Below are 25,354 nucleotides of genomic sequence, written 5' to 3'. Positions count from 1 at the left end.
AAATGTTCAACGAAAGTGGGTTAGCCCACAATCCGCTCCGCCGTGGCGTGATCAATCACCAAATGCGTGGCCATACCCATCTCAAGCGCCACCTTAATAGCAGTCGCCTTTTCCAGCCCGCCGGCCACAAGAACGCGAATCGGCCGGGCGCGGAGGTCCGCCACTGAGATTCCGACGGTTCGGGCGTCGATAAGCGCATCGGCGGTGTTGCCGGACGCATCGTAGAACCGGGAGCACACGTCCCCCACCGCCGAATCCAGCAGCGATTGTGTCTCCGCCCCACTGAGCACCCCGAGGTTGAGCAGCAGGCTTTCCCGATGGACATCGCCCGCCGTGAACACCGCGATGTCGGCGCTCGCCCCGGCGCGCATGATCCCGGCAATGTGACGATCCGCTTCCACCAGCTGCTTCGCCTCCACACTGTCCAAGATCACAGGCAACGGGAGCATGTGCATGTCCGCGTTAAACGCGCGGGCAAACCGGGTGAGAGTCTCCACATCCTTGGTGTTGCGTTCCGAATGCGAGTGCCCGCCCTTGAGCTGAATAACCTGCACCCCACTGAGGTTCCGCGTGCGCAAGTGCTCGGCCACGGAAAACATGGTATTCCCCCAGGAAATACCCACTTTCATATCGTCGCGCACCAGCTCCTCCAGCAACGACGCCCCCGCCGCCCCCAGATCGGCGAGCAATCCCGCCGCATCGCCCGTAACCGGGCGCACCACCCGCGCATCGACCAGACCGAACCTGGCCTTGAGCTTATCGACGACCTCGTCCGCGCCCTCCCTCGGATCATGCAAACTGATCACCACGAAGCCCATGTCGCGCGCATGTTGGAGAAGTTTGGAGACAGTGGGGCGGGAAACACCCAGTTCGGTGGCAACCTCGGCTTGGCTGAGTCCCGACAGATAGTACAGCTTGGCAGCATCGATCGACTGCGCGTCCCGAGAATCCAACATGAGCCCTAGTATAGGCGCGTCACGTACGGCCCCCAGTGCACATAATCCGACCTTTTCTGGGGTTTGCAGATATGGTCATAACTATGGCAAAACAGGCAGAGGATCGGCTGTGCCGGGTGCGGGAGCGCTTGATCAATTCGGCGATCGCCTTAGCTCCGACCCCGAATTTCTCCGAGCTGACGTTGGATGACATTGCCCATGCTTATGGCATTACTTCAGCGGAGGCGAGAAATTGCTTTGCCAATGCTGACGAATTGGTCAATGCCACTCGCGACTATTTGTCTGCCACTTTGCCCCAGAACATCGATTTCCCTACTGCCCCAGATTTTGCGGGTGCAGTCAAGGAATTGGTGATGGACTATGCCAAGTGCGCTCGGTCGAACACGCAGTTTTACCGGGCTATGTACAGCCTGTTACCGGCGGCTCCCATCGCAACCTCGGACAATCCGAACCCGGTGGCGGCCTTAGTCTCCAGAGTTATCGAGCAATTTGCCCCGGACGCTCCAGAATGGCTCCGGATGACCCGCACCTTTGCCATTTTCGCGTGCATGCACGGCTACACCCACCTGTGCACGGTGGGTTCGTTACGCCATCTCAGCACATCAGCCAAAGACTTTTTGGCGGATGCGCTAGGGCAGCATCTAGTTTCGGGGATTCATGATTCCCTGGAAACCTGCCGGTCTCTCAGCGTCGCTCCGTATGAATTTTTCGAACTCGTAGACGCAGTCTCCACTGAGCCCGCCAAGGATCTTCCCCGCGGCACTGATGCCGAGCGCCTCGCCGCATTGTTCCGCAGCTCCGTGGAAGTTATTGCCCACCAAGGCCGTCGGCTTTTACCGTAGAGGTGGCTGCGGCACGATCTGGCATCGAATTACACGATGCCAGGATGATGTTAAATCCCGACATCCCGGAATCAATGCAGCTAGAGCACTACATCGATTCGTGGGCTGTCGAGATCCTGCGCAAGTACCGGGCAACAGTGAGTGACGATGCCCCAAAGCCTCAACGAGCCAAAGCTCATGCTTTTGGCTACGTGGCCTGCGCTTTGTCAGACCCCATGAGCTTTGAAGCGTATATCGAAGTGGCCTCTAGCTCGGTGGTCACGACCTCATTCGAAAATGTCGATAGCTACTTTGAGCAGGGTCAAAGCTTCCAACTCTGGGTGTCAGAGGTACGCGATTGCATAAGAGCAGGCGGCGGCCCACCGTCGCCATGGTTGCTCTTTGAAAACTCCGTCATACTGTGGTGCATGGGACACGGGCTCGCCCACGGCATGTCCAAGGGTCCGCTGCGATTCTTCCCTGAGGATCTGAAACGTGATCTGCTCGGACCAATCATTGATATGTCCTTCAGTAGCCTGTATCGACGCCTAGGTTTGAGCTTCGACGGTTTTGAAGATCGGCCGGTCATAAGACCTCCTGGCTAAGCACAGCCCGCATTGCTTGATCTGCGAGTTCTTCGCCGGCACCGTCGTAGAGGTAGACGGCCACATCGGCGCCATCGTCAAGCAGCTCATGCGTGTGAGCACGAACTTGGCTGGTGCTGGCCACCACGATGGTGGGATTGGTTTCACGGATCGTGCGTAGCACTTGAATCGCATCGAAGTGCGCCGGGATTGCAAGCACGATCAGACGCGGGGTGTACTCGAGTTGGATGCGTTGCCACAGTTCGAAATCGGTGACGTCACCTGAGATTATGTTGTGCCCGGAGCCGCGGAGGCGTTCGATGCGTTCTTCGTCGAAGTCGATGCCGTAGACGCGGAGGCCATACTCGTCGCGGAGGCGGTGGTAAACACCAAGGCCAACACGGCCCATGCCGAATACCAGTGCGTCTGCATTGGCGACGCGCACCGGTCGCTCGTCTGGCGCGAGGCGACTTTCGGGTAGCTCCGAGACCCAGTGCAAGATGAAGTGGAGCAGCTTTTCTTCTTTGTCAGCCACGATGGAACCCACGATGAAACTGCCGGCAACGGCGATCGCCATGATCGATGTCCAGCTCGGCCCCAGCACTCCCCGCTCCACTGCCACCGCGATGACGATGAGTCCGAACTCGGAATAATTGGCCAAGGTCAGACCCGAAAGCACGCTGGTACGCCGGTTCATTCCCACGCGGTGAATGATCACGATGAAGATCGCGGCCTTTGCAATCAACGCGAGGATCAGGATTCCAGCAATGAGGAATCCACCAAAGTTCGGAAGGCCGCCGAGCCCAATTTGCAGGAAGAAACCGACGAGCAGCAGCTCGCGCACGCTTACCAGCGCGCTCGAGAAGCGATCCGCCACCGGGTGCCCTGACAGCAGAATGCCGGCCAGTAGCGAACCTAGAGAGCCGGACAGCCCAGCGAGCTCACAGAAGGAGTACGCACCCACCGCGATACCGATACCCGTGAGCACCAGAAGTTCAGTGCGGAACATGCGATCCGGCATGCGCGTCACCAGTGGTCGCAGCAACAGAACTAGCGGCAGCGCCAACGCCCAAATCTCCGGACGCCTCCCCGACGATGCCACCAGCACCCCGACCGCGATGATGTCCTGCAGCACCAGGACACCAATGGCAATACGCCCCACCGCGGATCCGCTTCGGCTTTGCTCCTCCAGCTGAGACATCACGAAGACGGTGGAAGAAAAAGACGTAGCGATGCCGATGAAGATCAGCGACGTGAGACTAAGTCCCGTCAGCTCCCGTAGCGGCAGCAGACTGGCGATGCCGAAAATAACCGCGAAGATCACGGTGTTCGCCACCGCGTGCCCCGTCGCCGAACCGATGACGCGTGGCCCTGCGATATCGCGGGGGTTGAGCTTGAGACCAATAGTGAACAGCAGCGTGGTCACGCCCAGCTCAGCCATATTGTCCACGAAGGGGATGCTCTCCAGGCCGATGGCGCTGATGGCGAACCCTGCACCCAAAAAGCCGATCAACGGCGGCAGTCGCAGCACGGAGGCAACGAACCCGCCGATGATGGCGAAAAGTAAGGCTGTCAGGTACAGGGAATCCACAGGATAAACATACTCGGTCGGGCTCCGGGTGCGCACGCTTATCGACGCGCATAGGTGGCACGACAACTACACAGCACGGATTGCACGCGCTCAAACCGACAACAAATGATAAGATTCTAGAGATTACCTTATAGGGAAACAAGGTGTGAATATGCGTCGACTTGCTCTGCTATCTCTTGCCGCCGTACTCGCGGGCTGCTCGCCCCAAGAGCCCTTAGTTCCGCCTTCCGAGCCCACAGCCCAGCCCAGCGCCATCACAGAAGCCCCCGCCGCATTGCCGGAAAACAAGTTCAGTACGCTTGCTGACGCATACGGCAAAGTACTCGATAACCCAGGTTCCTTCGAGTTCAACAAGACGGATAGATTTCAGCCCACCGGCACGTTTTCCTATGCACTCGCTGAGGTGACTGGCGACGATTCCCCCGAACTATTGGTGAAAGAAGACGCGAAAGACTACTACGCGCCGGTGACGGTCTTTAGTCAGCCGGAAGGTCAGGCACTGTTCAATACGCGCGAAGTCCTAATCTGGGGCGCAGGATCTGCGGGCGGTGGTCGCGCAGACATCGCCACGTCTGGATCCGGTAACGGCTTGTACCAATACACCGGCCAATCCGTGTCTGACGTATGGGATTCCGAGCACTTCGTGGTAAGCGAAGGCAAGATAGTGCCTGGCAAGGGTAAGTCCAAGGTTCCGTTTTCGTCTCGCTTTGACAGCGAACACCTTCCGGTCACCTGGATCCCCACCACCGATCGCCAACCGCTGGAACAACTGCGTGCCGGTTCCGTAATGCCGCCGCAGCAGCCAGCACCGGGTGCAGCAGCTGCGGCGGTCGTCGAAAAGTGCGGGACTGTGGGCGAAAAGGCAGTTTTCACTGGAACCACTCAAACATCTTGCAAGTTTGCGAAGGCAGTGGCGTTAGCCGCAATGGGCAAGGCAGGTTCGTTCGCCGTGCAAGTGGCCAGCCCAGTCACCGGTCAAAACTATGACATGAGTTGTTCTGAAGTCGGCGGCGACATGGTGTGCACCGGCGGCAACAGTGCAACCGTCATCATTCGCCCCGCCGGTCCTGGCGATGCCCAGGCCAGCGCCTACGAGTATGCGTTTGAAGGAACGGTGGTAGTCAAGGGGCCGAGCGAGGTCGATAACGGCTACGGTGTTCCTAACGGCGAACGATCCGACAGCGAGTACCTCATCCTTGTGCTTGACGCACCTCAGGTGGTGACTGCCCCAAAGGCAGGCAGCACGGCAACGAAATCAATTTCGGCGATTGGGCTCGGCAAGAAAGAATACATATCGAGTTGGCTACCCGACACCTCTGGCCCCTGGCGCCAGTACGTGGGCAAGCGTATCCGCCTGCACGCCAACTCAAACAGTATGTACTTCCAGTCCGACGCATCCTTGCCTATGGGTATGCCACGCATAGGAAGCAAGGACAACTACGAGGTTGAGGTACTCAATTAGACGAACATCGTGGTCTCCAAAATGAAGATCAGCATTGATACTCTTGCCGTTCCATACTCCGGTTTTTATCAACGCTCTTCAATTGTCTGGCCCCAATGGTTAACATTTTCCTCAGCCCACCGATGTTAATATCAGGTAAACACTATGGCCCTAATGATGGAGGACTGCTGGCGTGCGTAAGAAAGTTGTGGGAGTAGCGGTAGTTTCCGCGTTAGCACTTTTGAATTCGGCAACACCGGCATTCGGGCAGTCCTCGTCGAGCTCGGATTTCCAGCCTGGTGGCGTTGTAGGAAGCTCTGCGATCACTGCACTATCCAGCTATCCGCAAGACATTGAGCACGCATTCTACGAGAACCTCTTTTCCTCGCCGATCATTTCCCAGGCCGCGGGAAACGCCATGCTCAGCTCCATTTCCGCGGTGGGATCAGCAGAAAAGACTGACCTCGGAGGCGTGGAAATTCGGCCCACCCCACCGACGGTCGAGGGCATCACTGAGGCTGCGCTGATCAGTAAGACCCCGGAAGAGAAGGCGGAGCGCTGGGTCGTGGCGAGCCCCGCCCTCAAGCGTGAGATTGAAGTCTTGGTGAAGCCGCAGAAGGACGCGTCGACAAGCGCGCCCGTGCTTTACCTGCTGGACGGCGTGAACGCGGATGCCATCGGTGACTTCCTGTACCAGGGCAACCTCTCCCCTATTGATGACAACGTGACCATCGTGATGCCAACTGGCGCGCGCGGATCGCTGTGGGTCGATTGGGAGAAGGAAGATCCCGTGCTGGGGCGGCACATGTGGGAAACGTTCCTAACCAAGGAGCTGCCTGGAGTCATTGAAAATGATGCGTCCGTGAACTTCAACGGCAAGCGCGCCATCGGTGGCATTTCCATGGGAGCAAGTGGCGCGGTGATGATCGCGAATCGCAACCTGGGCATGTACCAGGGAATTCTGGGCATTTCCGGCTGCTATTCCACGATGAGCACCATCGGCCGCCACATCACCTACCTGAACATCCATTCGCGTGGTGGCGAACTAGATAACCTGTGGGGCGCGTTCGGATCGAAGGGCTGGCGCAGCCACGATGTACCTTCTGATCCACGTGGCTTGTCCGGCACCCGGATGTACCTGTCCGCGGGCAGTGGCGTTGTGGATCCCGACCAACGAGATAAGTGGCTGAATCAACCAGCGCCGATGGCATCAAACGTCCTCGAGGCCGGCGTGCGCACCTGCACCCAAGAACTCGATACGGCTTTGACGATTCATGGTGTGACTGGGAATTCCAAGATCGTGTACACCGACTACGGTTCCCACGAGTGGGCCAACTTCAACCAGCACTTCGGCCCGGGCTGGGAGTACATTCGCGGGGCGCTTTACTAAAGATTCTTCAACCCACACCTAGACAGCTTAGTCTAGGTGTGTTAGTTTTTAAACAGGATCACGAAGCCTGGCCCCAAGCCCTATACCTGGCCAGCTGGCAACCGCCGAATCGCTAAGAAGAACGGTGCCCGTAAAGGAAGATCCGCCTCTGCCCAATCCGAGCGGAGGAACTGCGATTTATCTGGAGTCTTTCCATGCACTGCAACATGTTCGCTGCCGGCCATAACGCGTATCTAGGAATGGTGAATGCCAGCCTCAAAAGCGACGACGCGCTGCTTCCGTTCCGCGTGACGCTTATCGACGGCCAATTGTTCCAAGCCACCATCGACGAAGGCGCACCTCTTTGGTTTTGGCTACACCATCCTGAATCAGTTGCCGATCTCTTCGATGGACAGCGAAACTACGACTGGGCCTACGATCCCAGGTACGGCCTGGTCCGGCCCATGCTACGTCGAAAGCGGTTCAAGGTTTTCAACCCGGTCATGGTGCCGGTTGGCAAGATTCGGCGTCTGGCAGAGCTTCGAGCGATAGGTCCGTGTAGTTAGGTAAAGAGTCCGGGTCGTCTCCTCCCCACGAGATTCGGATCGAATTTATCACTTAAGACCCGGCACGCTTGGACTCGGTTAATGAGGAAGGTACGCCAGTCCGCTTTCGCAAGATCCCAAGCGACAAAGTGGCGCTCGGTGTCGAAGCTCGGATTGTCAAAGGGGTAGATGCGTCGCTGAGTACGGTTGAAGTTGGCGTCCTGGTAAACCATCTCCAAGACACGTTGCTCTGCGATCGCCTTGTTCACTGCTTCACGGACCTCTTCTACGCTTTCGGCCCAAGTGCTTTGGGTGAAGAAGTCGGCCGTGAATGGGTCGTCGGGAAGCACGCGCATCACTCTGCCCACGTAGAAGCCACCGGGGAGGAAATCCCGCACTCGGTCGGCAACGTCGCGGGAGACCAGAATTGCGGTGTCCTTCCCATCGATTTCGGTGCAGAGACTGACCACGTTGCTACCCTTGGGCCACACTGATTCCAGTTCGATGCTTTTGATTTGCGCGGCAACGAACCGCTCTTCGCCGTAAGTGGTGGGTTCGATGGGCAGATCGAACTCGACCGCGTCCGGAAGATAGCCGAAGGTGCCTTCGGTGGCAACGAGTAGGCCTCCCCAGAATTCGTCCTCATCGTCCTCGCCATCTTCCCAATATGGGATCAGACCAGGGATTACGCGTAGTTGTTTCGCTGGCACGTTGATGCTCACGGCCTGGTCGCCCGAGAAATTGATGCCAAAAACACCTTGGTCCGGGTCACTTCGGTAGCAACTGAAATCAGGGCCGCCAGGGGCGACGATCAGGTTGTTTTCCATCGCTTCCCAAGCCTCGACGAACGTTGCTGGCTCAAAGCCCACGAGACTTGCCGGGGAGCTTTGGTAATTCAGGGTGGCCACGCCGTTTACGGTCTCTGTCGGTGTTGGCGATGGGAGCGCGAAGTTGCCCGTACGCTCGGCGAAGGACTCATCTTGTTCATTGAAAATGGTGGCCGTGACGACACCGAAGAACGTGCATATATCGCCTACTTCGCCGATGCAGTCATCTTTGGATACGCACACTCGCACTTCAACGTCCTGCGAATCAACCACTCGCAGTTCAAAGAAGCCAAGGTAGTCACATTTCCTGCTGATCTTTCCGGTGAACGTGACGTCGGGGCCACGCTGTTCACCCAAAGAAGTCAGTTCAGTTCCGGGAGTCATGGCAAGCGCAAGGATCGCCATTTCTGCGTCGAAGCAGTCGGAGCTTTCCCGCCACAGTGCTTGACCTGCAGTGTAGGCCCTCAACTTGAGCGGCTGGCGTTGGCTCTTAACAATCGTTAGCCGGTCGGTTGTAACCCCGACATCGAACCGCTCCTCCCCAGCGACGGGACTAGACGCAAGGCCGACTTCAACCTGCCCGTCCCGAAACGTCACCACCGTCCAGTTTTTGCCAATGTGGTACCCCCAATAGGACTCTTCGATCCACTTTTCTGGCTGGGAGTGACGGTAGGCAGCTTCAATCTCTCTTGAGCCTAGGCCCAGCGCTTTGCTCCAGCTTGGAATGTTCAATTTGTTCATACCTGAACGGTAGAACGCGGGGTGGACAGCTGAGGTTGTGGCTAGAACAGGGGTTCGTAATTGACGATTTCAATCATGGTTTGGTTTTCGGTTTTCGAACTATGGAATGCCGAAATCACTTAGCAATGGACTCTTCCAGGCCCAGAGAATTCCTCAATAGAGAAACGAGGGTTCATTTAAAAGACTGAAACAATCAGAAGCTCAAAAGAACATCAAGCTTCTCATCGTCACATTGAAAATAGATTGACCCGTCTCGAATTACATTTCCTCTAGGCGCCCTGTAGCTGGCCGAGGCCATGCTTTGCATACCAATTCAAGAATTCGCTGAGTTCGTTGTCTAATATCGTCAATTGTCCAGGAATCTTGATGACGATCGACAATCTCCTTGTTTAAGGCAAGCAAACTGTATTGGCCGATGAGCGATCGCTTCCCCTGCCCTGGCATTTGACCACCGGGAGAGTTTTCTGCCGTCGCGGCATCTGTCCACGGACGATTAGACAAGGACCCATTGAGCTTTCCGGTAGTCAGGGTGAGATTTCCCAACAGATCCACAACCCTGTCTACATCAGTGTCATCCATCGCCTTAATTGACGGTTCATTCGCCCAGTGCTGATGCCATTTTTGCGGCATGATGTGCTCGATCTGCAGATCCTGAGGCAAACTCACGTTTTCGTGTCGCTCCGATCTCAGCTGTTTTTCTACTCCTTCAAAGATGACGCGCAATCGCGACTGCTTAATTTGGCCATAAACCCGCAAATCTGGAGCATTCCTTAGGAGTTCTTCATCAGTTGGCCAGGACCTCACGTCTGAAGTCTGTTGAGAAAGGTAAGACACGACGGCATCACCCGCTGCATTACCGCTAACAGTGCTTAGCTCTTTCAACAGGGCAATCACCATACGATTAACATCTTTTGTGCTTCCCCTTAATAGCGTACGGCGAATAACCCAGCTTTCAATTGCTTGATACGCAATGACAATTTGAGATTGAGGAACTTTGTAGCTTGGCGAACTCAAGCGCAAAATGATTGGCATGAAGGTAGTCAAATCAAAACTCTCAATTACCAACTGATAAAAGCGCGATTCGAGCGAACTAGATTCTGAATTCACTAACTTTTGATAGAGGATTGCGTCTCCCGTCATTTCGGCTAGCAAGTCCTCTGCACCTTCAATAGTCGACATAGCTTGCTCTGCGTAGTTACGGAAGGCTGAGAATAGGTCGCGTGTAGCAACTTCTGAGCAAGTACGCATCACCAACCAGTAGTTTAAAAATGCATCAATTCTAGGGCGCATAAGGCGACCTTGTCGGATTTCTTCACGCCACCATTCATCTTCAAACAGCATCCAGTAGTTGTCCGCCCATTTTTCAGTGTCTGCTCTTAAAACTTCACCTCTGTAGAAAATATGGTTCTTGACCAGATCTGCCTTGAGCAGTGGCGTACCACGATCGTTCAACGTCTCAAAAATCAGCTGATCGTCATCGCTTCCGTCAAGGTCAATGCTGACAATTATTAAGCGAGTTTCAATGACATCTACTAGCGCTTTTACCTTGGCAGTCACCAGTCCTTCGTCTTCGGAACTAAACAACCAATTTGCAATCTTCTGCTTGAAAAACTGAGCTGCTTGAGAAATCCGGTGGTCCTCAAACTTCGGTTCTTGACCACCTTGAAGCATGTTCTTGAAAGCTTCACGATCTCCCCTCGACGGACTGAGCTTGAACTGCTCATCGGTGCCCTGAAAGCTCCTCCGTTTATTGGTAGTCAACTCTCTGATCGCGTCAGCTTCATCTAAGAACCGATCATCGGCCTCCAAAACCTGGCATGCGGCATTGAGAACCAGCTGGAGTGTCGTGAGGCGCTGTTGTCCGTCGACAACTTCAAATCGGGTGACGTCCCCCGTTCGTGCCGGTTTTGCTTTGAGAACAATGGCCCCTAAGAAATGGCCGACTTCGAGTTCATCTTCTTCGCTTTCGAGAACAATTCCTGCAAGTTGTTCAATGTCGTTCCACAATGGTTCCCATTGGTTCTCTTCATCCCAGACATATGGGCGCTGATAACGCGGAATCTCGAAGTGAACGGTGCCATCAAATAGCGTTCGCGGGAAAAGAGTTTTTGATTTCATACTTCAAGAATAATGACTTTCCCATTATTTAGAAGCACAGATGATGCAAAATGGTTGCTACAAAACCGATGATGAGTTGTTAGCCCCCAGATTGCTTTTTCACCTGCTAGTACAAGGGGTTTCGCATCAACGACCTCAGCAGGAAACCCCGTAGTAGAACCGAATCGAGTTCACTTTCGACGAGCTCCCAGACCGCTTTTGGATTCTAAAGCTCCCACATCACCCCGCCCCCGGAAAACAGATCCGGGGGCGAGGTGTGAAAATGATCAAGCGTTTTCCGTAGTCATCATCCAAGCTCTATGGCCAGGAAGCTACGCACTACGGATGTGACAACGCTCTTACCGCAACCTGACCGGTCAATCCGTCTACCAAGCCTTGCCGTCGCCAATTAGAAACGAGCCAGTTTGGCTTAAGCACGGAGGGTTCGTAACTTTTCACAACCAAGTCAAAGGTCGTCAGCAGCTTTAGCTTGCGCATCACAACTGGGGCGATAATTTGCCTGGCACGATAGACCAGGTCTTCGTTGACCGCTGCACCTGTATCGGTATCGGGCTGATCCCATTGATCACACGTCGTAACATGCTGCGTCACTGGATCTACGAGTACCTGAATAATCCCAATGCTTTCACCATCGTTGGCGCTGGAAAGCGCTCGCCTCTTCACAACTTGGAATGTGATTCCAACATATTCGTGGTGGACGAGCTCCCATTTATCACCCAGCTCTACGCTCTGCCACACGGCTTTCGCTTCATCCAACGACACAGCGGGTTGAATCGTCACAGTCATGATTTCTCCTCCGTGTGCTGTGGGAATTCACGCGCTAATTGCATCGCTTTCGGGTCATCGTTTCGAGCCTTGACGGGAGTTAGGCTAGCAGTTGCCGAGATTGCTTCGAGTACTCGTGGGCTAACAGGATGAGACTTCTGAGTTAGCAACGAACCGACGATCATCGCAGTTGTCGAAGCAATAATTCCGGCGACCATCGGATCAGTAGATAATTGGTCAGCAAGCCCGGAAACATCCCACCCCACTGCGACCGTTGAACCGACGATCATCGATGCCAATGCTCCGACTGCATTCGCTTTCTTCCACCACACCGCGCACACATAGGCTGGCACAAAGGCACTTCCGAGAATGGTCGTCGCAAACAACGCCAGCCCCAGGACGGTAGGTGGCTGCCAAATCGCTAACACGAAGCCTCCGAACGCCAGGAGCAAAACCATGCCACGCGAGATCCACACCATCTGCCGCTCGGTCATGTCTTTAATGACAAAACGTCCAAAGATGTCTTGGGCTGCAATCGTCGAAGCCTGAAGCAGCAGAGCATCGGCGGTAGACATGATTGCTGCCATCACAGCCGCCATAACAATGCCCACGGCGAAGTTGGGCAGCACAAGTTTCGCCACTTCAAAGACTGCTTGCTCAGAATCAGCCAATCCTGGAAGCAGCAGGATCGACATCGTTCCGATGATGTAAGGGGCAGGAATGAACAAAATATTGAACAACATGGAGTACACACCAGCGGCTCGCGCCACAGATGGCTTCTTCATCGCCATGTGCGAAACGACGACGTGCGGCCATCCCAGGTAACCGATTGAAAACACCAAGACAGCACCGAGGATCAGACCCCATTCCCCCCTGTACTGCAGGTCGGCGCCCCACATGGTCAACAGGTTTTGGTTCTGCTCTCCCACCGCAGTATTGCCCTTTGTCAGTCCGCCTACCGCTTGCAATGTCGCAATCAGAATCCAGATCATGCCAATGAGCATCACAATGGCCTGCACAAAGTCTGTGTAGGCCACAGCGAGGTAGCCACCCAAGAAGGTGTACAAGACGATGACGCCAATTGCGATGGCTAACGCGTACTTGAAGTCCAACCCAGTGACGGATGCCAACCCAGATCCGCCGGCAATGAACTGTGACAGGACGTATAGGAAAAGCCCACCCAAGGCAATCGGCGCAGCCACGAGCCGGATCCACTTCGATTCATACCTGTCCTCGAGGTACTCGATTGAGCTTACCGACCCCAGTATCTGGGAGAGTTTACGCATTCGGCGACCGAGCACCGACAAGTTCAAAATGCCTCCACCCAGGTCACCCAGCGCGTACCACATACCGAAGTAGCCTTGGGTATGTCCGAGGGATCCCGCCCCCAAGAACATGTAGCCAGACATTGAAGACGATTGAAGTCGCAACGCGGTAACTGCAGGCCCGAGGGATCGACCACCCAAGAGGTACTCCTCCGTGCCGCCTGATGACTTCTTTACGGTCCACACACCGATAAGAGCCATTGCAACAAAGTAAATCACCAAAAACACAATTGCGATATTCATGATCTCACCTCTTCATCGCCTTTCGCCCAGTCTCTACTGACATACAGAAAACCAAGCGTGTAGACCAGCCAACCAGCCGGAATCACTGTGAGAAAGAAGACTGTTTCACCCGGTAGCCCGAACATCAAACCTCCAAAGAATCGTGATGTGATTCAGTTAACTAAAACACCACTTTGCGACTCTGACCATAATCAAATTGTCCATAGCTGGGGTTTACGGTTGACAGATTGTCCATCTCGACAGCGTCGAAGTGACATTGGGGGGAGTCCAGGAAGCGTAACCAACGCCTAGTCGCTCGTAAACCCCTCGACAAACCGTCTTGCCATCTACAGAGTTCAAGACACATTGACATGGAAAAGCGCTGGCCAAAATGACAGCATCGTCACAAGCGGAAAATTAATGTGAGCCAATTCACTAAAGTCTGCCTGGCTGTTGGAACCGACTCTTCTAGGAAGGATCTCCCGTAATGACGGAAACGACACAAACTAACTTCTTCCGTGATCTTAAAAATTCGTACTCTTTCGGCGCGACTGAAGGAGGTGGAGTTGACCGACAAGCTGGAACTGAAGACCACGCCAGCATTCGACGGTGGTTCATCCAGCGCTGCACTGAAGAAGGAATGCGCATCGATATTGATGCCGTCGGCAATATTTACGCCACGTTTGAATGGGTATCTCCCCATGCAGCTTCCATTTACGTGGGTTCCCACCTCGACAGCCAACCGAGGGGTGGCCGGTTTGACGGCACTTATGGGGTCGTAGCTGGTCTCCATGCCGCAATTGCGCTCAACAGTAAGGTCAGAGCCGGTCAATTGATTCCTCGCTACAACCTGACTGTGACCGATTGGTTCAACGAAGAAGGGGCCCGATTCACGCCTTCCATAATGGGAAGCTCGGTTATGGCAGGGATTTTGCCGTTACAAGATGCTTTGAACTCGACGGATCCCAATGGAGTGTCCGTCCGGGAAGCTTTGGAGGCTACCGGATTTAACGGGACTGCGTCCCCGCCAAAGATCCACGCTTACAGTGAGATCCATATCGAACAAGGACGCAAACTCGACCGAGCTAACACAAAAATCGGTTTGGTTACCGGCAGCTGGTTCACCCAAAAACTTGAGGTACAAATACTGGGAGAACAATCGCATACCGGTGCAACACTGATGGAAGACCGTAGGGACGCACTCCCCGCTGCAGCGGAAGTGATTCTGCTGGCCGAAGAGCTTCCCCGTAAATTCCCTGCCGAGTCAATTGTTACGTCGATCGGAAAGATACACGTCGAGCCGAACTCGCCTATCGTTGTCTCTCGCGAGGTAAACCTCACGATCGATCTACGATCCGCTTCGAAGGAGCAAGTCCTGAAATCGAGAGACTTGTTGCTGCGTAGCTTCGCTGACATCGCGACACGGCGTGGCATTGAGATCATCGCCGCGGACTTTGATGTCCGAGAAACTCAGCTATTCCCTCAGCTAGGCATCGACATCGCCGAATCAACAACAGCAGACCTTCATGTTCCTTCGCTTCGGTTGGAAACAATGGCAGGGCACGACGCGATCGCAATGAATCGCATCGTCCCTGCTCTGTTGCTATTCGTGCCTTCCGAAAACGGTGTGTCCCATTGCGAAAAGGAATTCACGGCGGATGCAGACCTGGAAATCGGTTTGCTCGTTCTTGAAAATACTGTGCAACGGCTCCTCTTGGGAGCCCTCGAAGGAGAAGAAGGCTAAATGCATCTCACACCTCAACACTGGATTCTTGCCTTGCCAACTTTGGCCCTTGTCACTACCCCATTGTTCCCATTCAATAGCGGCCCAAGCAGCCTATTGGGCATTCCGATCATCGTACTATGGGTTGCTTTTTGGGCAGTCTTTACGACGCTCGTCCTCGCTTTCTTATACCGCACGGAACCTGAACTGGGAGATGGCTTATCAACTACGGAAAGGAGCACACCATGATAATCGCGGCAATCATCGGCATCGCCCTTATGGCTGGCCTCGGGCTTCTAGGACGACGGCAATCCATGGATACTCACTCCGGCTGGTCAATTGGAGACCGCGGGATGAGTTCTATTACCACGTTCTTTTTGCAGGCTGGAGCAATTTTCACCAGCTTCACATTTTTGGGGATGTCTGGCCTCACTATCCTGGGCGGTATCTCTGCTACTTACCTCCCTGCATATCTTGTCCTCGGCTACATCGGAATGTTTCTCATCGGTCCAATAGTTTGGAAGTTGGGTAGCGTCTTTGATTACCACACCAATGCGGACATGGTGGGTCATCAATTCAAAAGCAATTTCCTCACGAAGGTAGTTGCGATAATTTCCGTAGTCTTCTTCATGCCAATCGTTCAGGTCCAAATCGTCGGTCTCGGCACTATGGTCTCCTTTGCCACGGGTGATAAATCCGTCGGTATATGGAGCATGATCGGGTCCACTGTTTTGATTCTGTTGTTCGTCGCGTGGGCAGGGTTGAGGGGTGTCTCGATGACGGCATACTTCAAGGACGTGGCGATGGTCGTCGCCCTAGTGGTCATCTTGATCGGCGTCATTGCGCACTACGGCAGCAATGGTGGTATGTCCAGCGCCATTTCCGAGATGGAAAGCCTTTTCATCATCGAGTCTGGTACTAAAACCTATGGCACAGTCTGGTTCATTACGAGTGTCATTGTCAGTGGCATCGGTTTGGGCGCAATGACGTTGCCGGAGAGCTGGCCAGCCGTTCTCGCCGCAGACAGTTCTAAAGCGGTGTCTAAGAACCATGTCATGCTCCCGCTTTACTCATTGTCTACGCTCATCCCAATTCTCATTGGTTTTTACGCTGTCAAGAACCTCAGCATCGAAAAGGGCGAAGAGAACTCCGCGATCCTCTCTATTGCAGCTGAATCTCTTCCTTCTTGGCTCATGGGTTTTGTCCTGATCGCTGGCATTTCCTGTGCCATCGTTCCCGCGGCGCACTGCGTCATCTCCATCGCTACCTTGATCTCGTCGAACCTCGTATCGGACTCCATCACAAGTGACCGGCGGTTGCTCGTCGGCAAGGGCGCATCTGCGGCAATCCTGTTGCTTTCACTCCTCCTCGCTGTTTCCCGCCCTGACCTCATGGCGAACCTATATTTGTTGACTTACGCCGGACTGGTACAGCTCGCCCCAGCAAATATCCTGGCCTGCACCAAAACTGAACGCGTCAACGCCAAAGGAATCATGATGGGAATGTTCACTGGAGTACTCATCGTGTTGGCATTTACGATTACCGGATACACATTATGGGGCATGAACAGCGGAATCGTTGCAATCGTAGTGAATGTGCTGGTCATCTTTGTGGTGTCTGCGATGACAGGCAAAGTGGAGCGACCTCAACTGGTTGAAGCAAAAGTACGGACCCCGATTCGGCCGATTTCGCCGGGTACGCCGGGAACCGCAGTACGAGTTCCAAAACGGTTCTAGGAGATTGAGAATGTCCTACTCACATCTTGATGTTTCTCAATTACTGGATGTTTATCGGTCGGGAGTCGCTAACCCAACTGAAGTCGTCAGTTCGTTGATCGACCGGATTAATCATTTGGATCCCCAGCTCAATGCGATCACGGAGCTGCTGGACGATGCTACTTCCCAAGCCACGGCAGCGACTGAAGCTTGGCAAACCGGCGCCACTGAGGGAAAACCACTGCTTGGTGTCCCTGTCCTTGTCAAAGAAAAACACCGAATTCGCGGCAAAGTAGTTGATCAGGCAGTTCCTGCGACGGGTGTCGAAAGCTCAGAAGATCACCCGATCGTTGCCCGGCTCCGTCAGGCAGGTGCCATAGTTCTTGGCAGGACCACCAATCCAGAATTTTGCGCAGCAACGTTCACTGATTCCATAGCGCATGGGCCGACCAAAAATCCGTGGAATACCACCTGCAGCCCCGGTGGTTCATCCGGCGGTTCCGGCGCTGCCCTCGCGGCTGGGTTCGCTCCCTTAGCTACCGGCTCAGACATTGGTGGTTCTACACGAATTCCCGCAAGCTTGTGCGGAGTAGTGGGATACAAAGCGCCATACGGAGTGGTACCCGGAGATCATCCATCCACAATGGACTGGTATCGGAGTGATTCCGCGATGGCGCGCACCGTCTCAGACACTCTACTCATGCACAACATCATTGCAGGTCAGCATCGCAACGACCCACATAGCCTGCCGCAGCGCCCAATTGTTCCGACGAGGGCAACTGGCAAGAGAATTGGCATTTCATTTGTCCTTGGCGACTACAACGTCTGCGGCGTTCAAATCAATGCCTTGGAAGAACTGCAAAGCCAACTCGAGCAAGACGGATTCCACACCACAGTAGTGAATCCCCATTGGAGTACCGAAGAATTAATCACCACTTCCCTAGCTCACTTTGGACACATACTCGCCCCTACGATGGCGAACGCAATTGAAGAAAGCAACGCAACAGTTTCCGACTATGTTGTTGAGTTCATCTCCGCCGCTATGGAGCACGCACGAAGGATTCCCCTATTCAAAACCTTTGAAATGGAAACCCGGATCCGTCGTGAAATCCTAAACACGATGAACGATGTTGACGTGTTGATTACGCCTACGACGTGTAAGGAGTCCTATCAAGCAGAAGCTATCTCAGATTCTTTCGACCACGACGGAATGTTCTATTGGAAGGACTACCTGACCATAGCATTCAATATCGCGAATCGCCATCCTGTACTGAGTGTCCCCTCGGGTGTCTCGCCGGATGGTTTCCCACTAGGCGTCCAAATCGTTGGACAGCCTTATGACGAGGGATCGGTCTTTGACATAGGAATGCACCTTGAAGGCAACCGCCCGTGGGATCACCCGTTTACTCGATAATCTGCACAACTCGTGTCGCAATGGAGAGAGCGAAGGCTGAATCAGGATCGGAAAGGCTGATCCCCAATTTCTTTTCGATGCTCTCTATTCGGTTGTAGAGCGCAGATCGGGAGATGTGAAGTTGTTCCGCCGCCACTGTCCTGGAAGATGGCTCGGCCAAAACTGCCTTTAACGTGGTGAAGTACTCAGTTCCGTTTTCTCGATCTGCGTCAATGAGTTGTCCGATACGGCTCTGACAGAACTCTTGAACCCTCACGTCGTTTCTCAGCTTCAGCATTAAACCGTCAAGTTGATTCCTCTCGATGCCGAAGACATCAATGCTTTGAGGCCCTTTGCCTGGGATCTTTCTGGACAGCCTCATCTTGGTGATGGCTGCATCGATATTCCACATTTCTCGTGTGAATGAGGCAAGATCCGCGGACGTGACATTGTCTAAGACGACGACAATCTTTCCGGCCACCGACATCGAGAAGGCAAGCCGATCAGCCACCAATTTCCCGAACTCAGCTGGGTTGGTACCGTCGCGACACACGTATACCACCAACCATTCATTCTTCTGGCTAGTAACTTCTGCGACGAGTGGCCGATTTATCGCCGATATTTTCCGAAGTTGCTCCCGAATGACGGGAGTTTCGATCTTCCGTTCAGAGGCCAGTGAAACCCTGCACACCACATAGTTCTCACCTGCCACGGGCAGGCCACGATTTTCAAGCACTTTCTTCGGGTCAGCGTCCTGAGCAAGAAGCGCGTCGAGAATGTTCGCTTCAACCACATCAGACCAGCCATGGGAATCCGTAGAACTCAACCGTTCAACGGTTAGCGCAACCGCAGCTTGACGAAGAATGAAGCGTCCTGTCGCCGGGTTTTGTGTTTTGCCGCAGTAGAGCAAGCGGCCCCAGTGAACTCCTCGCGCCTCAATGTCAATGAAAAACCACACATTCCCGGCGATCTCCCGACTCTTCTCAGGGGTTTGTGTCTGCAGCTGAACCTGCCAATCGTCCAGGAGGCTCTTGTCTTCGAGGCCCAGCGAATAGGAAACAATCCGGTGCATCGGGTCTTCTAGAACGACGGGACATTTGAGGAATTTCGCCGTCTGATCGATGACTTGATTAACGCTCGCCTGCTCCTGGTTGAGGAGCGCAAACTTTCGAGAAACCTCATTCATCGCATTCGACTTTTCAACTGCTCGGTGAAGCAGCTCGTGGTGCACTGCTTCGGTGATTTCGACGAAATGGATCTCATGCTGGGTCGTAATCAGTGGCAATTCGAGTTCGACGCACCGTCTCAAGATTGCGCGCGGTGTTTCAGTCCAGTGCTGGCCAAGCTCTAAAAGCAAGCAAGTTGCGCCCGCCTCCCAGATTGCAGTGACCACCTCATCGAGCGATTCGTTGGTTTCTCCCCAGCCCACTCCAGTAGCGAGCACGAGTTCTCCGCCGCGGAGCAGTTGCGCGGAGCGGAACGATTCCACGATATGGACCCACTTGATCTGTCGCTGGATCAGTCGGGGTTCACCGATAAATCGAGCGCCCGCATCTGCAAGCGTCGGAAGTTTCAGCAGCCAATCGATGCTGAGTCCAACGTTTTCCGTCGGCTTCGGGGACACAGAGGTTGCCGCAAAATTCGACACCGCAATCACCTTCCAATCCCTCATGGACACAATGTCCACCCTGCTGTGACTTAGGCGACATTTTGCCATAGATATTGAGCGTCCGGACTGTGATTATCAAAGTTAATCAGACAGTGCCACTCTGTCCGATCCGCGAAATCTACGTCCCTTTAAGGAGTGCCATGAATTCCCTAGTCCCAAATATCGTTTCGGGCAACAAGGTTGAGCCTCAAGATTCCCTGATTGATGTGTTGAACCCTTCAACTGGCGAAGCATTCGGGCAGTTGTGTCGTGCGGACCGCCAGGCGGTTTCCGATGCGATTTCCGCAGCCGACGATGCGTTTGGCCAGTGGCGCCAGACGTCACTGGCCAAACGCACAGAGGTCATGTTTAACCTGCGACAGATCATTCGCAGTAGGTCTGATGAGCTCGCAGCAGTCATTACACGCGAACACGGCAAGACGCTTGACGACGCCGCAGGTGAGATCGCACGTGGCTTAGAAAATGTGGAGTTCTGTGCTGGCCTGTTGAACCACATGAAGGGCGAATTTCTGGAGCAGGCCGCCACTGGCATCGATGTGAAGCAGATCAAGCAACCAGTAGGTGTCGTTTCGTGTGTGACCCCGTTCAATTTTCCAGCCATGGTGCCCCTGTGGATGATCACTACAGCAATCGCTGCAGGAAATGCAGTAATTCTAAAGCCGAGTGAACACACCCCTTACGCTGCGAACTGGATCGTGGAAGCCTTCCATGAAGCGGGCTTGCCACCTGGAGTATTGAATGTGGTTCATGGTGGTAAAGAAGTCGTGGATCAGCTCATTGAAGATCCTCGTGTGAAGGCGATTTCCTTCGTCGGGTCCACCCCGGTAGCGAAGTCGATTTACGCCAATGCGGCACAGAACGGTAAGCGAGTACAGGCACTCGGCGGCGCTAAGAACCACATGATCGTGATGCCGGATGCTGATCTAGAAGCCGCTGCAGACTGTGCTATTTCTGCTGGTTTTGGATCTGCAGGTGAGCGTTGTATGGCTATCAGTGTCGTGGTAGCAGTGGGCAACATTGCGGACGAGTTGGTGGAGAAGATTGCATCCCGCATCGGGAAGCTGAAGACCGGGGCAGGCGCAGATAGCGCTTCCGATATGGGGCCGGTGATCACCGCAGAGGCGAAGAGCCGTATCACTGGACTCATTCAATCTGCCGATGATGACGGTGCGGCGCTCGTCTGCGATGGCCGACAAGCTGATCTGCCAGATCAGGGCTTCTTCGTTGGACCAACGCTCATCGACAACGTCACTCCGACGATGGAAGTGTACAAACAAGAGATCTTTGGGCCAGTTCTGTGTGTTGTCCGAGTCGATTCCTTTGATGAGGCTGTCGAGTTGATCAACAGCAACCGATTTGCCAACGGCACCGCGGTGTTCACCCGGGATGGGCAGACCGCCCGAGAGTTCGAGTTCCGCATCGAAGTCGGCATGGTTGGCATCAACGTGCCGATCCCAGTCCCGATCGGCGCTTTCTCTTTCGGAGGTTGGAAGGATTCCCTCTTCGGCGACACTCACATGTATGGCCCAGAGTCTTTCAACTTTTACACGCGTCGCAAAGTAGTTACTACCAAGTGGCCAAATGCCAACGAGACGCAAATCAGCCTCGGCTTCCCAACGAATTAGGAGTATCCCGTGTCTACTTTTGAACAAGCAGTACAAGCAGACCGAGCACATGTGTTTCATTCCTGGTCCGCACAGGACCATGTGTCTCCTCTTCCGATCGCCGGTGGATCCGGTGCCCATTTCTGGGATCCCAATGGAAAGAAGTACCTAGATTTTTCCTCTCAGCTGGTCAATCTAAATCTAGGTCACCAGCACCCGCGCCTGATTGAGTCGATCAAGCGCCAAGCAGAAACTGTCGCGACTGTCGCTCCTGCTTTCGCTAACGACACCCGCTCGGAGCTGGCACGGCTCATTTGCGACGCCGCTCCACAAGGGTTCGAGCATGTCTTTTTCACCAACGGTGGCGCGGATGCGAACGAAAATGCTGTGCGAATGGCGAGACTGCACACTGGGCGTCGAAAAGTGCTGTCCGCTTATCGTTCGTATCACGGAGCTACTTCTACTGCGATCAGCTTGACTGGCGACCCCCGCCGTTGGGCGAACGAACCTAGCGACAGTTCTGTCGTCCACTTCATCGGACCGTACCCTTATCGTTCTGCGTTCTACGCCGAGTCCCCGGAACAAGAAACCGAGCGCGCACTTGCCCACCTGCGGGCCACCATTGAGTTGGAGGGGCCGGACACAATCTCTGCAATCATCCTGGAAACGATTGTGGGCACGAACGGTATCCTAATCCCGCCTCCGGGTTTCCTCCCTGGCGTCCGCAAGCTTTGCGACGAATTTGGCATTCTCTACATTGCTGACGAAGTCATGGCTGGTTTCGGAAGAACCGGCAAGATGTTTGCCTTTGAGCACTTCGATGTTGTGCCGGACCTCATCACGTTCGCAAAGGGCGTGAACAGCGGCTATGTTCCACTCGGCGGTGTGGTAATCAGCGACCCGATCTACCAAACCTTCACCAACCGCGTGTTCCCAGGCGGGCTTACCTATTCCGGCCACCCATTGGCGTGCGCCCCTGGCGTAGAAACATTCAAGATTTTCGAAGAAGAACGAGTTTTGGAGCACGTGAACGAACTGGCCGACGCTGTGATTAGGCCACGCCTCGAAGAATTCGCATCAAGGAACCCGCTCGTTGGCGAAGTGAGAGGCTTGGGCTTCTTCTGGGCGATCGAGCTCGTGTCTTCCAAGGAAACCAAAGATCCACTCGTCCCGTTTAACGCTTCAGGACCGGCAGCAAAGCCAATGACAGATTTCACCGTCGCCTGTAAAGAAAAGGGACTGTGGCCGTTCACCCACTTTAACCGTGTTCATATCACTCCTCCTCTGGTCACAACCAAGGAAGAACTGGAACGTGGTTTGGACATCACGTTCGAAGTGTTGGACGACTTGGCATCTAAGTTGTCGTAGGGCGAGGACTTCGGCCGCGGAGGAGCCCATCAATGATGAGGTTCCTCCGCGGTCTTCACACAAAGCGCCCCTCGGAGACCGAACCCTAAAACCCCATCACCCGCTGAAATTCCAACCCGACTTCGTCCCCGATTGACACCCGCTCTGAAGTGAAAGCTCTAAACGTCAGCCCCTCGGAAAGCACGGTTATCGAGTACCCGGTGCGCTCGAAAAGCACGGATTGAACTATGCCCCGACGTGAACCAACAGCAGATAGAACCACATCCGCAGGCATCACTGCTTCCCCAGAGGGAAGTACCGTGGCGTCCCCCATGAACGAAGCTACTAAGGCGGAAGCAGGTCTGGTTAAGATCTCCTGCGGCGATCCGATCTGTTGAACCTCGCCATCGGAAAGCACCACTACCCTATCGGCCAGTGCCAATGCTTCCGAACGGTCGTGGGTGACGTGCACAGTGGTCAGGCCCTGCCGCCGAACCAAAGCCAAGATGTCGCGTCGCAAAGCATCACGCAGCGGCTCGTCCAATGCGGACAGTGCTTCGTCGAGAAGCAGCACGCGCGGGTTGGCCACCACCGCACGGGCCAATGCCACGCGCTGTCGCTGGCCGCCGGACAGGCTCGCCGGCGAGCGCTTTTCGAATCCGTCCAACCCGACCAAGGACAGGGCCTCAGAGACTGCCTCGGCGCTGAATGCTCCGGTGCGACGCAACGGATACGCCACGTTCTCGAACACGTTCATGTGCGGCCACACCGCGTGCTGCTGAAACACCATGCCGAGGCCGCGCTTTTCCGGTGGCACGCCGTCCATCGCAGCACCAGCGATTGATAGCGCCCCGGAGGATGGCGAGATGAAGCCGGCGATGGTGCGCAGGAGCGTCGTTTTGCCGGAACCGGAGGGGCCGACCAGGCAGATGAACTCGCCGGGCGCGACGTCGAGCGAAATATCGGACAGCCCCACCGTGCCATCTGGGAATGTCACGGACACGTCAGTCAATGAGATCAAGAGACCTTCTCCCTCAAAGTTAAGCCCAGGGCAAGCACACCAATGAGCACAAACAGCAACGACAGTGCGCTGGCTTGGTTGTAGTCGCCAGCCATCTGGAGGTTGAACACTTGGACGCCGAGCGTCGTGGTCCCCGGCGCAACCAGCAGAACCGAAATAGTCAGCTCACGCACTGCGGTAACCAGCACCAACACTGCCCCAGAGAGCGCTGCGGGCAGTGCCATCCGGCCGGTGGTGTCCAGCAAAGAACGTAATTGGGAGGCTCCGGAGATCCGGGCAGCCTCCTCCACCGCCAACGGTGTTTGCTGCAATGGAGCGCGCACCGCTTGCAGCACCAGCGCGGTGAACGCGCAGACGTACGCGCCGAGAATTATCCAGCGTGTGTTGTACGTGCCGGTGTATCGGCCCAGGATCAGCCAGCCCACGCCAATGATGAGTCCGGGCAGCGCCGTCGGCAGCAAAATCACCAGGCTCATCGCCGTGTTCGACCAGTGCCTCGTCCGCGTGACCAGAATGCCGGCGAGCCAGCCCAGCACGCCGCACAGCACAGCCGCACCGCAGGCCAGGAGCGCCGAATTGCTAAAGCCTTCGATCACCCGCGGGTTGCCCAGCGCCAGCTCGAAGTTGTCCAAGGAAATCGTTGACCAGGTAAAAGGCACGCCCGGCGCAGGCAGCAGGGATCGGTATCCGAGTCCCACCAGCGGCGCGAGTGTGACCACTAGGCCGAGTAACCAGGCCAGGGCCGTCGTTAAGCCACGTGCTCGCCCGAGTGGGTAGCGCTGGGTTGCGCCGTCCCCAACGCTTGTCGACGCCCACAGCGACACCACATAATCGCAGATCACTGCCGCAATGCCGAGCAACAGCAGTACAACGCCGACCGTGGATACCACCTGGAGCGGGTTAGTCACGGTGCCGGAATCCATGAAGCGGTAGATCATGGTGGCGAGTGTCTCGAAGCGTTCTGGGGAGCCGAGAATCGCGGGGATGCCGAAGTCGGCAAGGTTCGCTACCGCCGTCAGCGTGAAGACACTGAGGATCGCGGAGCGCAGCAGTGGCAGCGTCACGGTGCGCATCGCGGTCCACGTGCTGGCCCCGGAGATGCGGGCGGCGTGTTCCATGTCGCCGGGAATGTGCTTGAGAGCGCTTGCGATCACCATGTACACCACTGGATAGGAGTGCAGGATCATCAGGACCACTACCCCATCGGGCCCGTAGACGTTCCAGATTTCGCGGTCGAACCAGCTGTTCACGCCCTGCCGCGGGCCGAACAGCTGCATCCACGCGATCGCCCCGATGAAGGGCGGCACCAACAGCGGGCTCAGCACCAACAATCGGAGGGCTTTGGCGCCGCGGATGTCGGTGCGTTCCAGCATGAGTGCCGCCAGCGTGCCGACGACCACTGCCCCCACACTCGCTAGGACAGTGGTGTACGCAGAGTTCCACGTGGCCGTGCCGATTCCTTGTTCCAGCAGGACCGGGATTTGATTCCCGCCCATTGCTAGGGAAACCACTAGGCCGAGTGGCGCGAGAAAGAGTCCAATGAGGATGAGCCAGAGGCCCATCCTCATAAGTCGAAC

At 55.1% G+C, this 25,354-nt stretch carries 19 protein-coding genes and 1 riboswitch; of the genes, 10 read left to right on the top strand and 9 right to left on the bottom strand.

Features of this window, described 5'->3' with window-relative positions:
- Positions 1-20 precede the first annotated feature (20 nt).
- Complete coding sequence (locus CKALI_RS03270; RefSeq protein WP_156191938.1) at positions 21-956, bottom strand: sugar-binding transcriptional regulator; 936 nt, start codon at positions 954-956, stop codon at positions 21-23.
- A gap of 83 nt (positions 957-1,039) precedes the next feature.
- On the opposite strand from CKALI_RS03270, the gene CKALI_RS03265 reads away from it, so the two are divergent.
- Both CKALI_RS03265 and CKALI_RS03260 read left to right on the top strand, forming a co-directional pair.
- Complete coding sequence (locus tag CKALI_RS03265; RefSeq protein WP_156191937.1) at positions 1,040-1,798, top strand: TetR/AcrR family transcriptional regulator; 759 nt, start codon at positions 1,040-1,042, stop codon at positions 1,796-1,798.
- Positions 1,799-1,842: 44 nt separating this feature from the next.
- Complete coding sequence (locus CKALI_RS03260; protein WP_156191936.1) at positions 1,843-2,382, top strand: hypothetical protein; 540 nt, start codon at positions 1,843-1,845, stop codon at positions 2,380-2,382.
- Here CKALI_RS03260 and CKALI_RS03255 read toward each other — a convergent pair.
- Positions 2,363-3,952, bottom strand: a complete 1,590-nt coding sequence (locus CKALI_RS03255; protein WP_156191935.1) for a cation:proton antiporter family protein — start codon at positions 3,950-3,952, stop codon at positions 2,363-2,365. The two genes, CKALI_RS03260 and CKALI_RS03255, sit on opposite strands and share 20 nt — an antisense overlap.
- 151 nt (positions 3,953-4,103) lie before the next feature.
- Here CKALI_RS03255 and CKALI_RS03250 point away from each other — a divergent pair, with 151 nt between their 5' ends.
- The 3 genes from CKALI_RS03250 (at position 4,104) to CKALI_RS03240 (ending at position 7,328) form a co-directional block, all read left to right on the top strand.
- Complete coding sequence (locus CKALI_RS03250; RefSeq protein ID WP_156191934.1) at positions 4,104-5,414, top strand: hypothetical protein; 1,311 nt, start codon at positions 4,104-4,106, stop codon at positions 5,412-5,414.
- A gap of 172 nt (positions 5,415-5,586) precedes the next feature.
- The gene (locus CKALI_RS03245) at positions 5,587-6,783 is read left to right on the top strand and encodes an alpha/beta hydrolase (protein ID WP_156191933.1); all 1,197 of its coding nucleotides are present in this window, start codon (positions 5,587-5,589) and stop codon (positions 6,781-6,783) included.
- Positions 6,784-6,839: 56 nt separating this feature from the next.
- Positions 6,840-6,962: riboswitch (SAM riboswitch) on the top strand.
- A 15-nt stretch (positions 6,963-6,977) separates the two neighbouring features.
- The gene (locus CKALI_RS03240) at positions 6,978-7,328 is read left to right on the top strand and encodes a hypothetical protein (protein WP_156191932.1); all 351 of its coding nucleotides are present in this window, start codon (positions 6,978-6,980) and stop codon (positions 7,326-7,328) included.
- Here the strand turns inward: CKALI_RS03240 and CKALI_RS03235 are convergent.
- The 4 genes from CKALI_RS03235 to CKALI_RS03220 form a co-directional block, all read right to left on the bottom strand.
- The gene (locus CKALI_RS03235; protein WP_156191931.1) at positions 7,325-8,875 is read right to left on the bottom strand and encodes a helix-turn-helix transcriptional regulator; all 1,551 of its coding nucleotides are present in this window, start codon (positions 8,873-8,875) and stop codon (positions 7,325-7,327) included. The two genes, CKALI_RS03240 and CKALI_RS03235, sit on opposite strands and share 4 nt — an antisense overlap.
- Before the next feature lie 258 nt (positions 8,876-9,133).
- Positions 9,134-10,993 carry a DUF262 domain-containing protein gene (locus tag CKALI_RS03230; RefSeq protein ID WP_156191930.1) on the bottom strand — a complete coding sequence of 620 codons (1,860 nt, stop codon included), beginning with the start codon at positions 10,991-10,993 and terminating at the stop codon, positions 9,134-9,136.
- A gap of 318 nt (positions 10,994-11,311) precedes the next feature.
- The gene (locus CKALI_RS03225) at positions 11,312-11,779 is read right to left on the bottom strand and encodes a hypothetical protein (RefSeq protein WP_156191929.1); all 468 of its coding nucleotides are present in this window, start codon (positions 11,777-11,779) and stop codon (positions 11,312-11,314) included.
- Positions 11,776-13,326: a sodium/proline symporter gene (locus CKALI_RS03220; RefSeq protein ID WP_156191928.1), complete on the bottom strand. Its 1,551-nt coding sequence runs from the start codon at positions 13,324-13,326 to the stop codon at positions 11,776-11,778. Before CKALI_RS03220 ends, CKALI_RS03225 begins: the two co-directional genes overlap by 4 nt.
- A gap of 466 nt (positions 13,327-13,792) precedes the next feature.
- Between CKALI_RS03220 and CKALI_RS03215 the strand changes: the two genes are divergently transcribed.
- The 3 genes from CKALI_RS03215 to CKALI_RS03205 all read left to right on the top strand — a co-directional run bounded on the left by CKALI_RS03215 (position 13,793) and on the right by CKALI_RS03205 (position 18,157).
- The gene (locus tag CKALI_RS03215; protein ID WP_156191927.1) at positions 13,793-15,049 is read left to right on the top strand and encodes a M20 family metallo-hydrolase; all 1,257 of its coding nucleotides are present in this window, start codon (positions 13,793-13,795) and stop codon (positions 15,047-15,049) included.
- 224 nt (positions 15,050-15,273) lie between these two features.
- The gene (locus tag CKALI_RS03210; protein WP_156191926.1) at positions 15,274-16,764 is read left to right on the top strand and encodes a sodium:solute symporter family protein; all 1,491 of its coding nucleotides are present in this window, start codon (positions 15,274-15,276) and stop codon (positions 16,762-16,764) included.
- A 10-nt stretch (positions 16,765-16,774) separates the two neighbouring features.
- Positions 16,775-18,157 carry an amidase gene (locus CKALI_RS03205; protein WP_231580547.1) on the top strand — a complete coding sequence of 461 codons (1,383 nt, stop codon included), beginning with the start codon at positions 16,775-16,777 and terminating at the stop codon, positions 18,155-18,157.
- On the opposite strand, the gene CKALI_RS03200 is transcribed toward CKALI_RS03205, so the two are convergent.
- On the bottom strand, positions 18,147-19,808 hold the full coding sequence (locus CKALI_RS03200; RefSeq protein ID WP_197079749.1) for a PucR family transcriptional regulator: 1,662 nt from the start codon (positions 19,806-19,808) through the stop codon (positions 18,147-18,149). The genes CKALI_RS03205 and CKALI_RS03200 overlap by 11 nt on opposite strands.
- 137 nt (positions 19,809-19,945) lie before the next feature.
- Here CKALI_RS03200 and CKALI_RS03195 point away from each other — a divergent pair, with 137 nt between their 5' ends.
- Positions 19,946-21,430, top strand: a complete 1,485-nt coding sequence (locus CKALI_RS03195) for a CoA-acylating methylmalonate-semialdehyde dehydrogenase (protein ID WP_156191923.1) — start codon at positions 19,946-19,948, stop codon at positions 21,428-21,430.
- A 9-nt stretch (positions 21,431-21,439) separates the two neighbouring features.
- Entirely contained in the window at positions 21,440-22,777 is a 1,338-nt protein-coding gene (locus CKALI_RS03190; protein ID WP_156191922.1) for an aspartate aminotransferase family protein, read from the top strand.
- Positions 22,778-22,862: 85 nt separating this feature from the next.
- Here CKALI_RS03190 and CKALI_RS03185 read toward each other — a convergent pair whose 3' ends face one another.
- Positions 22,863-23,777: an ABC transporter ATP-binding protein gene (locus CKALI_RS03185; RefSeq protein WP_156191921.1), complete on the bottom strand. Its 915-nt coding sequence runs from the start codon at positions 23,775-23,777 to the stop codon at positions 22,863-22,865.
- Entirely contained in the window at positions 23,774-25,345 is a 1,572-nt protein-coding gene (locus CKALI_RS03180) for an ABC transporter permease (RefSeq protein ID WP_156193642.1), read from the bottom strand. The genes CKALI_RS03185 and CKALI_RS03180 overlap by 4 nt, the downstream gene beginning before the upstream one ends.
- Positions 25,346-25,354 lie beyond the last annotated feature (9 nt).

The sequence above is a fragment of the Corynebacterium kalinowskii genome, from assembly GCF_009734385.1.
Taxonomy (GTDB): domain Bacteria; phylum Actinomycetota; class Actinomycetes; order Mycobacteriales; family Mycobacteriaceae; genus Corynebacterium; species Corynebacterium kalinowskii.
Note: the sequence above shows the minus strand (reverse complement) of the source record. Positions and strands in the feature narration are given on the sequence as shown.